Here is a 13,205-nt window from a genome sequence, read left to right on the forward strand (position 1 = left end):
GTGCGCCGGTGGCCATGCCCGTCACCCAGGAGCGGCCCGGAGCCGCACCCGAGACACCCGACGTGGCAGCCGCGCCCGGCCGGGCCGCCCGCGCCCTCGCGAAGGTCCGCGCCGGGCTGCCCCGCACCGGCCTCGCCGTGCTCGCCGGCCTGCTGCTGGCCCTGGCCTTCCCGCCGTTCGACCTGTGGCCGCTGTCGATCGCCGGCGTCGCGGCGCTCTCGCTGCTGACCCGGGGCCGCACGGCCCGCCAGGGGGCGTGGACGGGGTTCGCCTTCGGGCTGCCGTTCTTCCTGCTGCTGCTCAGCTGGCTGCGGGTGGTCGGCTGGGACGCCACCGTCGGGCTGTCCGTCATCGAGGCGCTGTTCCTGGCCGCGCTGGGCGCCGGGCTGGCCGTCGTCTCCCGCCTGCCCGGGTGGCCGCTGTGGGCGGCCTGCCTGTGGGTCACCCAGGAGTGGGCCCGCGACCGGCTGCCGCTCGGCGGCTTCCCGTGGGGGCGCCTCGCCTTCGCGAACACCGCGACCCCCTTCACCCCGCTCGCCGCGCTCGGCGGCGCCCCGCTGGTGACCTTCGCGGTCGCGCTCAGCGGCACCCTGCTGGCCTGGGCCGCCCTGCGGCTGCGCGGACCGCGCCGGTCGCCGCGGGCCGCCGCGCTCGCCGCCCTCGGGGCCGTCGGCGCGCTGTCCGGCGGGTACCTGGTCCCGGTGCCCACCGAGCCCGCCGACACCGTCAAGGTCGCGCTGGTCCAGGGCAACGTGCCGAACCCCGGCATGGACTTCCTCGGCCGCCCGATGATGGTCCTCAACAACCACGCCTCCGCGACCGAGCGGCTCGCCGCCGACATCAAGGCCGGCAAGGTCGAGCGCCCGGACCTCGTGATCTGGCCGGAGAACTCCTCCGACCTCGACCCCTTCACCGACCCGCTCGCCTACGAGCGCATCGACGCGGCCGTGAAGGCGATCGGGGTGCCCACCCTGGTCGGCACCCTGGTCGAGGGACCGGACGAGCAGCACGTCCAGAACGAGGGCATCGTCTGGGACCCGAAGACCGGCCCCGGCGCCTCCTACACCAAGCAGCACCCCGTCCCGTTCGGCGAGTACGTGCCGTTCCGCGACCAGCTCTCCAAGGTGATCACCCGCCTCCAGCGGGTCGCCCAGGACTTCTACCCCGGCGACCACAACGGCGTCATGCAGCTCGGACCGGCCAGGATCGGCGACGTGATCTGCTTCGAGGTCGCCTACGACGAGATCGTCCGCGACACCGTCGACCAGGGCGCCCGGGTGCTGGTCGTGCAGACCAACAACGCCACCTACGCCAGGACCGGCCAGCCCGAGCAGCAGCTCGCGATGTCCCGGCTGCGCGCCGTCGAGCACGGCCGGGCCGTGCTGATCGCCGCCACCAGCGGCATCAGCGCCGTGATCGCCCCCGACGGCTCGGTGGTCCAGCAGACCGAGGAGCTGACCGCCGCCGAGCTGTCCGCCACCGTCCCGCTGCGCGACGGCATCACGGTGGCCGACCGGGTCGGCGCCGTGCCCGAGTGGACGCTGGCCGTCGGGGGCCTGCTGGCCTGCGGCGCCGCCGTACTGCTCGGCCGCCGCCGGTCGCGCGCCGGAGGAACACCCGGCAGCGGCGAGTCGTTGGACCAGGTGGTGCCGTAGCCGGCCCGGACCTCCCGTGCGGCGCGCAGAGCACCGCTTGGAGTGGATTCGTACCGTGAGCCAGCAAGCTACCCCCGCCCGACCCGCTCCGCGCGGAAAGCTCCGGCGGGTGCTGCCGCTGCTGATCACCGCCTGGCTGGTGCTGGAGATCTGGCTGCTGGTCCAGGTGGGTTCGTGGCTCGGCGGCCTGACCGTCGTCCTGCTGCTCATCGCCGGCGCCGTGATCGGCGGCTCGCTGATCAAGCGGGCCGGCCTGAAGGCGCTGTCGGCGGCGATCGACCAGAGCCGTGACCCGAAGTCGCAGCAGCCCCAGACCGGCACCAGCCTCACCGTGCTGGCGGGCCTGCTGCTGATCGTGCCGGGCTTCCTGTCGGACGCCCTGGCGCTGACCCTGCTGTTCCCGCCCACCCGGGTGCTGTGGCGGGCCGCCGGGCGGCGCGTCGCCGACAAGGCGCTGCGCAGCACCGCCGGCGCCGGGGCGGACCCGTTCGCGGACGCGGTGCGCCTCCAGGAGCAGCTGCGCATCCACCGCCCGGACGGCAAGGTGATCCAGGGCGAGGTGGTCGAACCGGGTGTCGGCCCGCAGGGCCCGGACACCACCTACCGCCCGCCGATCAACGGCTGACACCGCTCGGCGACGGCCGGTGGCCCGGACCGGGCCACCGGGCCGTCGCCGTCCAAAGCGGTCCGAACCCGTCCGAAGCTCGACCGGACCCTCCCGGATCGGGACAGCGCGAAAGGGACCCTGGTGCCCAGGGTCCCTTTTCGGCGTGCTCCCGCTGGGGCGGGAGCGGGGTCAGGCGCTCTTGCGGGTGTCCCGCGGGTGCACCGCGAGGTTCATCCCGCCGGAGCGGAGCACGGCCAGCCGCTCGGCCAGTACCTCCTCCAGCTCCTCGCGTGTCCGGCGCTCCATCAGCATGTCCCAATGGGTACGCGTCGGCTTGGTCTTCTTCTCCTCCGGCTCATCACCGTCGAGGAGTACCGCCTCCTGGCCACAGAAGCGGCATTCCCAGGCCGAGGGGATCTCCGCCTCGACCGAGAAGGGAACCTCGAATCGGTGTCCGTTCTGACATGCATACTCGACGGTCTGGCGGGGAGCCAGATCGATACCGCGGTCGGTCTCGTAGCTAGTGGCCCCGAGTCGCGTGCCGCGGAGAGCTCGCTCGCTCATGAATCGTGCCTCCCGGGCTTATGGCCCACAGGACTAGTGGTCGCTGTTCTTCGTCGTTCGGTCAACGCTCGGCTTCCGACGAAGATTCCCGTCCGGGGACATGCGTCGTCTGTCGTGCCGCCCCTGTTTGTACCCACCGGCGCCCGATTTGTCACATCTGGCCGGTGATATCACCCCAGGTGTCACCTATTTCACATCTGGTGATCGGTCGGCCTTTCCGTGACGAGCGTACCGGGCGGGGCTCCGGCGCCGCTCCCCGACCCTCGCCGGGGAGCGGCGCCGTGCGGTCAGGAGACCGGACGCGGGCGAACCGCCGAGTGCTCCTTGGCGAGGTCGACGCCCGCCCGCAGCACCGGGGCGGGCTCCGCCGACAGTACCGGTGGCGGCCCGTCCGGGTGGGGCGGCACCTCGGCGGGCGCGGTGGGCGCGGCGGCCTCGGTGCGGGTGTCGCGGTGCGGCAGCAGGGCGATCACCGCCTCCCGCAGCTGGGCGGGCGCCTCCTCGTCCAGCGGGTCGACGGTGGCCGGCACCTGGAGGCGGACCGGCGCGCCGTTGCCGATCCGGGCGTAGCCCCGCCCGGCGGGGGCGTGCGCGGCCGGCACGATGTCCAGCGGCACCCCGAGCGCGGCGTAACCCTCCTCCGGTCCGGTCGGGCCGAGCACCACCCGGGCCCGGGTGGTGGCCCGGACGGTGTGGGTGATCCGGTCGCGGGCCTCGACGTCGTCGGCGATCACCACGGTGACCCGGGCGGCGCGGCCGTGCCGCAGCGGGAGCTCCAGCAGGTCCTGCGGATCGGGGCGGCCCTCGGCGTGGGCCAGCTCGCTGAGCTCGGTCGGGTGGTCCAGCAGCAGCCAGAGCGGCCGGGTGACGTCCTCGGGGACCGCCGTCCCGGAGTGCCGGGCCGCGTTCAGCGCGGCGAGTCGGCGCTCGGTCTCCTGGGCGGCCCACTCCAGCGCGGCCAGCGCCCCGTGCAGGCTGGTCTCCACCGTGTGGACGCCGGGCCGGTTGACCAGGCAGGCGTGCTCGCCGGTGCCGGCGCCGTCGATCACCACGAGGTCCCCGAACGGGAGCGCCTGGAGGGCGATCGAGCGGATCAGGCTGGAGGTGCCGTAGCCGGTCGAGCCGAAGGCCAGCAGGTGCGGCTCGGCGGAGCGCGGACCGGTGCGCCAGACCACCGGCGGCTGCTGGGTGATCACCCCGCCCTGGCCGACCGGGATGGTCCGGGCGCTGCCGTCCTCGTCGGTGAAGCCCAGCACGATCTCCCCGGGCGCTGCCACGAAGCGCTGCGCGGCGATGTCGGTGGGCAGCGGCGGCAGCGCGGAGATCCGCAGCTTGTTGGACTCCTCGTCCCAGTCGAAGCGGTACTCCCGCGCGCGGCCGGCCTTGCCCTGGACGACCTGCTCGATCCGGGCCCGGGCGGCGGGCTCGGTGTCGGTGAAGTACGCCGGGTAGGCGAGCTCCAGCCGGGAGAGCCGGCCCTCGCCGTCGAACTCCCAGGCGGAGAAGGCGTTCTTGTAGGCGCCCTCGTGGCGGTACAGCGGGTTGAGGTCGTCGGGCCCGGCCAGGTACGGGGTCAGCGCCGCGTACAGGGCGGTGAGCTTGATGTCGGCGACGTCCGGCTCGGGCGGGGCCGGCGGCGCCTTGGGGGCCCGGCCGACCCAGGCCGTGCTGGCCATCAGCGCCACCAGGGCGAACAGCAGCCCGTGCGGCAGCAAGTAGATCCCGAGCAGCATCGCGGCGACCAGGAAGACCGTCGGACCGCGGCGCTCCCTGGGGGTGGCCTGCCAGCGTTCCCTGGCCCAGCCGGCGTGATGGCGCAGGCCGCGGCCGATGACGGTCAGCGGCGCGAACATGTCGGAGGCGTGGTCGCCGGCCGTGCGGGCGAGGTCACGGCCCCTGGTGAGGTGGTCGCGGCCCTTGCTGAGGTGGCGGTTGAGCGGCATTCCTGGGCTCCCCGGGCGAGTGGGACGGTCGGGTTCGGGAGGGTCGGGTCCGGAAGGTCGGGTTCCAGCGGCTTCGCGGGTGTACGACGGAGCCCGGGGCGGTGGGATCCGCGCCCGGGCCCGTGCGGGGAGTGGCGGCAGGGCGTGTTTGCAAAGTCGCGTCGGACCTGGCGGGACTTTGCAAACACGCCCTAGAACTTGAGGCCGCCGAGCAGGCTGGCGAGGCTCGCGCCGCCCGCGGTGATGCTCGGAGCGATCGACGAGCCGGCCACGTAGAAGCCGAAGAGGGCGCAGACGACGGCGTGGGAGACCTTTAGTCCGTCCCTGCGGAAGAAGAGAAAGGCGATGGTGCCGAACAGGACGATGCCGGAAATCGAGAGGATCACGCTCTGCTCCTCGGTGAGGGGGACAGGGACAGTGTCACGGAAAGTGCCCTAATCGTGACAAAAAGTAATAGATGATGGAACGGTGCAAATGGGTGGTTCTTTCCGTCAATACCGGTCCGGACCTCCGGGGGAGGTATGCGAACCGCCCCGACCGGGGCCTCGCACCGCTCCGGACCGGCGTGGCGAGGCATTCCCGGTGGGTGGGCGGGAGGCTTCCGGGGGTGCCGGGAAGTTCGCCCGAACGGCTGCGCAACCTTCCCGCCCGCGTGTCGTGCGGGGGATGCCGCCATCCGGAATCCGGACGTGTACTGGTTCGTCCGGGTGCCCGGCCGCTACGGTGCGGTACGCGCAGCCGGCACCACCGCCACGACCTGTCGACCACCGAGGAAGGGTCCGCCATGACCGACGCCGCCACCCCGCAGTCCCCCGACGCCCCCGACGCCGAGGTGATCGCGCTGGCCGGGAAGCTGTTCGACGCCGCCCGCACCGGTGACACCGACACCCTGGCCGCCTACGTGGACGCCGGGGCGCCCGCCGGGCTCACCAACGACCGCGGCGACACCCTGCTGATGCTCGCCGCCTACCACGGCCACGCCGCCACGGTGGGCGCCCTGCTGGCGCGCGGCGCCGACCCGAACCAGGCCAACGACCGCGGCCAGACCCCGCTGGCCGGCGCCGTGTTCAAGGGCGCCGAGGACGTGCTCGCGGTCCTGCTGGACGGCGGCGCCGACCCGGAGGCCGGCACGCCGTCCGCCGTGGACACCGCCCGGATGTTCGGCAAGGAGGATCTGGTCGCCCGGTTCGAGGGTCGCTGACCGCAGGTCGTAGGCTTTTCAACCATGGAGAGCACCACGGGGACCACGACCGTCCAGAACGGCACCATCGAGATCCGCGTCACCGGCTACGGCCACCCGGACGCGCAGCGCCTGTCGGCGGAGGTGCAGGAGGAGTACGTCCGGCGCTACGGCGACGGCGACCTCACCGTCCTGCACCCCGACGACTTCGAGGCGCCGGCCGGGCTGTTCCTGATCGCCTACCTCGACGGCGAGGCCGTGGCCTGTGGCGGCTGGCGCGCCAAGACGGCCGGCCCGCACGGGCTGCGCGACGGCGACGCCGAGCTGAAGCGGATGTTCGTGGTCCCCACCGCCCGCGGCCGGGGCCTCGCCCGGGCGGTGCTCCGCCGGCTGGAGACCACCGCGGCCGAGGCCGGGCGCACCCGGTTCATCCTGGAGACCGGGACCGAGCAGCCCGAGGCGATCGCGCTCTACACCTCCGAGGGGTACGGGCCGGTCGAGAAGTTCGGCATCTACCGCGAGCACCCGCAGAGCATCTGCCTGGGCAAGGAGTTCACCGGCGCGGCCGCCGTCTGACCCGGCGCCCGCTGGGTAGGCTCCCGCCCGGCGGGGCGGGCCGACGGGCGGGGGAGCAGATGGACGAGCAGCCGCGGCGACCGGCGGGGCCGGGCAGTGGCCCGGCTCCGGCCGGGCTCGCCGGACTCGACGAACTCGGCGGCCCCGGCGGGGTGTTGGACCGGCTGGTGCGGGAGGCGCTGCCCGCGGTCGGAGCCGGCGCCGTCTGGGCCGTCGGCGACGCCGGCGGGGCGCGCGGCCGCGGCTGCTCCGGCGCGCTGGGGCAGGGCCCGTACGAGCGGCTCGCGATGCGCCGCGACACCCTGTTCGACCTCGCCAGCCTCACCAAGATCGTCGCGCTCTGGCCCTGTGCGGGCGCACTGTGGCAGGCCGGCCGACTGCCCCTGGACGAGCCCCTGGGGCGCTACTGGCCGGCCGCCGCCGACCGGCCGACCGGCGGGGTGACGGCCCGTCAACTGCTCACCCACGCAGCGGGGATGCCGCTGCGGACCAACCTGGAGGCGCTCTACGGCCGCGACCCGGAGGCCATCCGGACCGGCCTCCTCGCCGCCCCGCTGCACCGCCCGCCCGGCAGCGCCGTCGAGTACACCGACCGCGCCGCCATCATCCTCGGCCACCTGGTCGAGCACCTCGCCGGCGACCCGCTCGCCGAGCTCGCCGCCCGACAGGTCTGGCGACCCCTCGGCATGGCCGACACCCGGTTCGGACCGCTGGACCCGGCGCGGACCGCCCGCGCCGCGCCCACCGAGTACGAGCCGACCGCGGGCGGCCACCTGCGCGGCGTCGTCCACGACCCGTCCGCGCGCCTGCTCGGCGGCGCCTGCGGCAGCGCCGGCGCCTTCTCCACCGCCGACGACCTCGAACGGTTCCTCACCGCGCTGCTCGCCCCGCCGCCCGCGCTGCCCTGGGCGGGCCCGTGGACCGCCGAGTCCCTGCGCGAGCAGACCGCCCCACTGGCCCCCGCCCGCGGACTGTCCTGGCTCTGCGCCCCCGGCACCGACCCCGCCGAGGGCACCTTCGTCCACTACGGCTTCACCGGTACCGGGATCTGGATCTCCCGCCGGCTCGGCCGCTGGGCGCTGCTGCTCACCAACAAGGTCCACTACAGCCGCGAGACCCAGCCCCTCACCGACCTGCGCAACGCCCTCCGCCGGGCCGTCTTCGGCTAGGCCCTGCCCGGCCGATCTTGCCGGGCGCGCGACGCCGGGCATCCTCCCCCAGCCTTCGGCCGGGAGGTACCCCCAGCTGGACGCACGCCCGAATCACCCAAGTACGTCCAGTACGAGGGCGATCCGGGCGCACGCCCAGCCGGGCGCCCAACGCCGCGCGCTGATCCGCCAAGATCGACCGGACAGGACCTAGGCCCTACCTCGCCGGTGGTGCCCGGCCCACTCGATCGGGTGGATCCGGGCACGAACAGCCCTGCGCGGTACGGCCCTCCGGCAGAGTGGCCCTTCCCGGCCAAGGCCACCAGCGGAGGAGGCGCCGTGACCGACACCTGGCTCTCGGAGGAGGAATGGCTGGCCGGCATGGTCCGCGCCTACGTCGGCTGCAGCGTGCTGCTCACCGACCCGGACGGCCGGGTCCTGCTGCTGAAGGCCACCTACCGGGGCCGGTGGCAGTTCCCCGGCGGTGCGATGGACCCGGGCGAGGACCCCGCCGAGTGCGCCGCCCGCGAACTGCGCGAGGAGACCGCACTGGTCGCCCCGGAGCTGCGCCTGCTCGTCGTCGAGTGGCGCGAGCCCATCCCCCGGCAGGGCCGAAACGCCCACCCCGCCGTCCAGTTCATGTTCGACGGCGGCACCGTCCCGGCCGACACCCCGCTCACCCTGCAGGCCGAGGAGGTCGCCGACTACGGCTTCTTCCCGCCCGCACAGGCCGCGCCGCTGCTGCACCCCTGCGCCGCCGACCGGCTTACCCGGGCCCTGCACCTGCGCCGGACCGGCGGCACCGCGCTGCTGCGCTCCCCGGGCTACCTCGGGTAGCCCGGGGAGGGCCCGCGGATCAGAGCAGGGTGCAGAGCCGGACGAGCGCACCGCCGAGGTCCTGCTACGGCTGCTGGGCCCGGCCGAGGAGCTTGGCCAGGGCCTGCACCAGACCGCTGCCCGAGGTGTAGACGACCTCGTTCTCGTACCGCAGCTTGCCGTCCTCGTCCAGCTCCAGCCTGGTCCGCTCCTCGGCCTTCCCCTTGCTGAGGACGAGGGCCAGGCCCGCGATCACCAGTGCGCCCACCGCGATGATCTCGGTGACGCCGAAGACGAACGCCTTGTGCCCCACGGAGTCGAGCGCCTCCTCGACCGCGGGCCGCAGCTCCGGCGTGAGCGCCGCCGCCGAGAGCATGATCCGGGCCAGGTCGTCGACGTCGGCGAGGAGCCCGTACGGGCTCTGCTCCACCTGCGCCAGCAGCTCCCGCGCGGGCTCGTCCTGCGGGGCGTCGGCGGGCAGCAGGTCGTCGAGCGCGAGGACGGCCTCGAAGGCCTCCTCCCGGCTGAGTCCGGCGATCCGGGTCGCGAGGTCGGTGGCGTCAGTGGTCACGATGGTTCTCCTCGGGGTCACAGCCAGCTGCCCTTCAGTGCGAAGGGAGCCCAGTGGAAGGGGTGTTCGAAGCGTGCTCTGGTCTCCAGGAGCGCCGCGCGGTAGTGCCGGGCGAGCGGTCGGCCCGGCGCGGCGGTCCAGTGCGCGTACAGGGCCTCGACGAAGGCCAGCGCGGAGGCTTGGTCGACGTCCCAGAGCGGGGCGACGAGGGCCCTGGTGCCGCCGGCGAACAGGGCCCGCTCCAGTCCGATGCGGGTGCCGCCGGCACCGGGGCGGCTGCGCCCGGACGAGCAGGCTATCGAGACGACCACGTCCGGACAGGCCGGCGCGGTGACCAGATCGGCCGCGTCGAGCAGGAACCGCCGCAGCTCCGCCGCCTGTTCGACCGGCAGCGGGGCCGGCGGCAGCGCCGAGCCGTCCGAGACGCAGACCCCGCGCCCGTGCGCGGGCAGGGAGTTGGCGCCGTGCGCCAGCAGCAGCAGGTGCCGGACGCGGGGGAGCAGCTCCAGGCAGGCCGCCTTGGTGACGGCTGTCCCGTCGAGCCGGGAGGCCCCCGGCCCCAGCAGGTCGGCGAGGCGGCCGGCGGCGCCGCGCAGCCGGTCCCCGAAGTCCTGGCGGTCGCGTTCCTTCGGCACGCTCAGCACCGCCGCCGGGTGTCCGCCGGGCGCGGGCAGGGCGCCGGCGGCGAGGACGGACTCGACCACCTCGAGGTTGGGCCCGTAGCTCAGGCCGTTGCGCTCCAGCAGCAGCCGGCCGCCGGACAGGGTCGCCGCGTGGAGCGGGAAGCCGAGCAGCTCCGAGCTGGGGAGCAGCACCACGTGCTCGCCCTCGCCGGTCTGCTCGGCGACCGTTTCCCCGAGCCGCCGCAGGAAGTCCTCCAGCGGTGCGAGGGCGCGGCGCTGCTGGCGGGCGGTCACACAGCCAGGCCCGGCGCTGCGGTCGAACGCGGCGCTCAGGGAGCGGAGTTCGGGCAACCCGACGCCCAGGGGGACGGACCGCACCACTCCGTCGGAGCCGGCGGTCACCACCCGCAGCCCGTCGGGTGTCTCCACGAAGGCGGCCAGGGCGGCCGTCACCCCGCTCTGCCGGCTGCGCTCCAGCAGGGCCGCGGTCCGGTCGACGGTGCTGCGGCCTGGGCGCGCGGTCGGCGGTGGGGCGTGGCGGCTGCGGACCTCGCGGCCGTTCACGAACTCGAAGACCCGCAGGTACTCGCCCGGCGCGGCGACGCCGCGGGACTCGGCCTCCGTGAGGCAGGCGACCAGTTCGCGCTGGACCTCCTCCTTGTCGACGAGCCAGGAGCCGACCAGGTCCGGATCGCCCGGCGCCTGGACGATCCTGTCGTCCAGGGCGTCCAGCACCAGCCGGGCGGCCGACCACCGCTTCGCCGGGTCGGCGGGGTCCACCAGCAGGAACCGCTGCCACGGGAACTGCCAGGGAAGCCCGACGACGCCCATCAGCGGTTCGACGGCGGCCATCGCCGCCCGTGCGGCGTCGAGCTCGCCGCGCTCCCGGTGGTACTGGGACAGGCGCAGCACCGCCAGCGGGTTCGCGGAGCCCGCGCCGACCAGGTCGGTGAGGAACTCCTGGGCGGAGGCCACCAGGTGCTCCGCGACCGTGGCCCGGGTCGCGCAGTGCAGGATCGCCCCGGCGGCCACGGCCCGGGGGCCGCGAAGACCTGCGCTGAGCTCCCAGGCCTGCTGGAGCTCGTCGAGCACCGGCTCCTCCTCCACGGCCGCGCGGAGCTCGGCCAGCCTCGTCCGTATCCGCACCCGGTCGCCGACGTGGTTGGGGGAGAGCGGTACGGCGGCCGCAGCGCGCACCACCGCCAGGGCGGCCTCGCGCCGGTTGACCGCGAGATGGCACTCGGCGAGGCTCACCGAGTACCCGACCCGGGCCACCGAGTCGGGCGGCTCCTGCGCGATCGCCTCGGTGAGCAGGGCGACCGCCACGTCCACCCGGCCCAGGTCGCGCAGCACGATGGCGCGGTTGGTCCGCAGGATCCGGCGCTGGTACGGGGTGACACCGTCCGTCGCCGTCGCCGCCGCGGCCTGCGAGCTCTCGTACGCGGCGAGGGCCTCCTCCAGCCGTCCCTCGTACCGGAGCACGTTGCCGCGCTCGTTCTCCAGCGCGGAGCGCAGCGCGGGGGAGGGGCCGCCGCGCAGGACCCGGGGGCGGAAGCGCTCCAGCAGGCGGCGGACGAGGCGGAGTTCCCACACCTCGGCGAAGGCGGGGGCGATCCTGACCACCGTCCAGCCGAGCTCCTCGCCGCGCCCGGCCGCGGCGAGGCGGTGGCACAGCGTCCAGGCGAACTGTTCGGCCGCGGCGACGCGTCCGGCGGCGACCAGGGACCGGCAGCACGCCCCGGCCAGCAGCAGCCCGGGGCCGTCGGAGCCGTCAGTCTCGTCGGTCTCGTCGGTCTCGTCGTCCGCGAGCACCATGTCCAGCATCGTCGCGGTCAGGCTCGCGTCGTCCTTGTCGAGGGCGGCGAGCCGGAAGGGCAGGCCGCCCGCCATCTCGTCCCGGAACCGTTCGGCCGCCCCGACGTGTTCGAACCAGGCCGCGAAGTGGCGGTGCGTCTCGCTGTCGCGCCACCCCGGCATGGCCGCGTTCCAGGCCGCGGGGAAGGTGATCGTCCGCCGCAGGACCTCGGGGGTCAGCAGCGCGGCCGGATCGACGACGATCCCGGGCGTGCGGGACAGGGCGAAGAGCGTGAAGCACAGCGAGGCCCAGACCTCCGCCCTTGGGTTGGGCCGGCCGGCGAGGGCGTGGGCGAGGCTGTTGAGGTACTCGTACCGGTGGATCCGGTCCACCTCCGAAGGGTCCGTCAGGCTCTCCGGCCCGACCGCCGGACAGCGCTCCGCCAGCGCCGCCAGGACCTCCGGCCGCAGGCACTCGACCGGGACGCGGTGCTCCAGGACCTGCGGCAGGGTGGCGATCCCGCCGTGGTGGAAGGCGTAGGTGAAGGACCGGTCGACGAGCTCGACGACACAGGCCGTGAACAGCCGGGTGACCCGGGCGACCCGCTCGGCCGCCTCCCCGGCCCCCTCGCCGGGGGCGGTGATCCCGGAGCTGAGCTGGTACTCGGCGAGCAGCAGGGCCAGCGGTGTCAGCAGCAGCGGAACCCGCTCGTCCCGGTAGCCGGGAAGCTCGCCGTCGGTGTACTCCCGCAGCGCGCGGGCGAGCAGTGCGTCGGCCCGGCCGCGGACGGCATCGGCCAGCTGCTCCACCGAGTCGTGGCCGACGACCAGGGGGAGCGTGCCGTCCGCCAGGCGGGCCTGCTCGGCGAGGCGCGGCAGGTAGCGCTGCGGGAGCGCCCCGACGGCCAGCTCGGACCCGTCCCCGACCACCACGACGACCGGCGTCCGGACCCTGGTCCCGGCGCCGCACACCGGGCAGCGGTGGACGTTCAGCCGACCGGTGACCAGGTCGAGCACCGTCCGCGCATCACCCGGGAAGTGGAGGAAGCGGCGCAGGCGCGCGGTGGTGCGGACCGAGCACCTGCCGCAGACGATCTCCGTCTCCTGCCACGACGTCGCCGCCCCGTCCGTCCCTGGAATCGCCAAGCCGCCTCCCCGCCTCGTCCCCGACCGAGCCTATGGCCTCCGGTGACGGCGCGTCAGGGGCAGGCCCGAATCCCTCCGGCTGCTGTTCGACGACGGTGTCCACGGTGTCCACGGTGTCCCTGGCGATGACGGCCTCGGCGGGCAGCACGGCAGCGACACCTGCACCGTCGACGCCGGGGACACCACCACCGGCACGGGGCCGGAGCGGGACCCGGACCGGGACCCGGACCGGACGGGCTACGCTCCGGGGCCGAGGTCGGTCTCGGCCACGGCGATGGCGAAGCCGAGTGCCTCGGTGATGTGGGCGGCCGCCGACATCACGCGGGCGGTTCCCACGATCGGGGCGATGGCCACGAGGACGTCCTGGAGCTGGTCGACGGTCAGCCCGGACTCCATGGCGGGGCCGAGGTGAGCGAGGTAGGACATCGCCGGTGCGTCCATCGCGACGAGCGCGGAGATCCGCGTGAGGATGAGGGTGTCCTCGGGCATGCCGCACCGCTCGATCGAGTCGAGTGTCATGGCGGCGAGGGTGTCGAGGACAGGAGTTTCGGACGAAGTCGTCATGTCGGTCATCTCCTGGAT

General features: G+C 74.6%; 12 protein-coding genes. 6 read left to right on the top strand and 6 right to left on the bottom strand.

Features of this window, described 5'->3' with window-relative positions; genetic code table 11:
* Positions 1 to 14 precede the first annotated feature (14 nt).
* Both lnt and fxsA read left to right on the top strand, forming a co-directional pair.
* Positions 15 to 1,655 (top strand): apolipoprotein N-acyltransferase, encoded by a 1,641-nt coding sequence (gene lnt, locus ACFVVX_RS08290; RefSeq protein WP_387942767.1) that lies wholly within the window; start codon positions 15 to 17, stop codon positions 1,653 to 1,655.
* Between the two features lie 55 nt (positions 1,656 to 1,710).
* Positions 1,711 to 2,280 carry an FxsA family membrane protein gene (gene fxsA, locus ACFVVX_RS08295; protein ID WP_387942769.1) on the top strand — a complete coding sequence of 190 codons (570 nt, stop codon included), beginning with the start codon at positions 1,711 to 1,713 and terminating at the stop codon, positions 2,278 to 2,280.
* 171 nt (positions 2,281 to 2,451) lie between these two features.
* Here the strand turns inward: fxsA and ACFVVX_RS08300 are convergent, their stop codons facing one another.
* From ACFVVX_RS08300 to ACFVVX_RS08310, 3 genes are all read right to left on the bottom strand, one after another.
* On the bottom strand, positions 2,452 to 2,826 hold the full coding sequence (locus tag ACFVVX_RS08300; protein WP_030396357.1) for an RNA polymerase-binding protein RbpA: 375 nt from the start codon (positions 2,824 to 2,826) through the stop codon (positions 2,452 to 2,454).
* A 287-nt stretch (positions 2,827 to 3,113) separates the two neighbouring features.
* On the bottom strand, positions 3,114 to 4,769 hold the full coding sequence (locus ACFVVX_RS08305) for a hypothetical protein (protein ID WP_387942771.1): 1,656 nt from the start codon (positions 4,767 to 4,769) through the stop codon (positions 3,114 to 3,116).
* Between the two features lie 191 nt (positions 4,770 to 4,960).
* A complete protein-coding gene (locus ACFVVX_RS08310) occupies positions 4,961 to 5,155 on the bottom strand; it encodes a hypothetical protein (RefSeq protein WP_063346460.1) in 195 nt (64 codons plus the stop codon).
* A gap of 398 nt (positions 5,156 to 5,553) precedes the next feature.
* Here ACFVVX_RS08310 and ACFVVX_RS08315 point away from each other — a divergent pair, with 398 nt between their 5' ends.
* From ACFVVX_RS08315 to ACFVVX_RS08330, 4 genes are all read left to right on the top strand, one after another.
* Positions 5,554 to 5,970, top strand: a complete 417-nt coding sequence (locus ACFVVX_RS08315) for an ankyrin repeat domain-containing protein (protein ID WP_387942773.1) — start codon at positions 5,554 to 5,556, stop codon at positions 5,968 to 5,970.
* 24 nt (positions 5,971 to 5,994) lie between these two features.
* On the top strand, positions 5,995 to 6,525 hold the full coding sequence (locus ACFVVX_RS08320; protein WP_387942775.1) for a GNAT family N-acetyltransferase: 531 nt from the start codon (positions 5,995 to 5,997) through the stop codon (positions 6,523 to 6,525).
* A gap of 59 nt (positions 6,526 to 6,584) precedes the next feature.
* The gene (locus tag ACFVVX_RS08325) at positions 6,585 to 7,694 is read left to right on the top strand and encodes a serine hydrolase domain-containing protein (RefSeq protein ID WP_387942777.1); all 1,110 of its coding nucleotides are present in this window, start codon (positions 6,585 to 6,587) and stop codon (positions 7,692 to 7,694) included.
* 318 nt (positions 7,695 to 8,012) lie between these two features.
* Complete coding sequence (locus ACFVVX_RS08330) at positions 8,013 to 8,510, top strand: NUDIX domain-containing protein (protein ID WP_387942779.1); 498 nt, start codon at positions 8,013 to 8,015, stop codon at positions 8,508 to 8,510.
* Positions 8,511 to 8,574: 64 nt separating this feature from the next.
* Here ACFVVX_RS08330 and ACFVVX_RS08335 read toward each other — a convergent pair whose 3' ends face one another.
* The 3 genes from ACFVVX_RS08335 to ACFVVX_RS08345 form a co-directional block, all read right to left on the bottom strand.
* Positions 8,575 to 9,060 carry a hypothetical protein gene (locus tag ACFVVX_RS08335; protein WP_387942781.1) on the bottom strand — a complete coding sequence of 162 codons (486 nt, stop codon included), beginning with the start codon at positions 9,058 to 9,060 and terminating at the stop codon, positions 8,575 to 8,577.
* Positions 9,061 to 9,077: 17 nt separating this feature from the next.
* Positions 9,078 to 12,623 carry a CHAT domain-containing protein gene (locus ACFVVX_RS08340; protein ID WP_387942783.1) on the bottom strand — a complete coding sequence of 1,182 codons (3,546 nt, stop codon included), beginning with the start codon at positions 12,621 to 12,623 and terminating at the stop codon, positions 9,078 to 9,080.
* Positions 12,624 to 12,860: 237 nt separating this feature from the next.
* Complete coding sequence (locus tag ACFVVX_RS08345) at positions 12,861 to 13,187, bottom strand: carboxymuconolactone decarboxylase family protein (protein ID WP_387942785.1); 327 nt, start codon at positions 13,185 to 13,187, stop codon at positions 12,861 to 12,863.
* Between the last annotated feature and the right edge of the window lie 18 nt (positions 13,188 to 13,205).

Origin of the sequence: Kitasatospora sp. NPDC058170 (assembly GCF_042883905.1) — a bacterium.
Taxonomy (GTDB): domain Bacteria; phylum Actinomycetota; class Actinomycetes; order Streptomycetales; family Streptomycetaceae; genus Kitasatospora.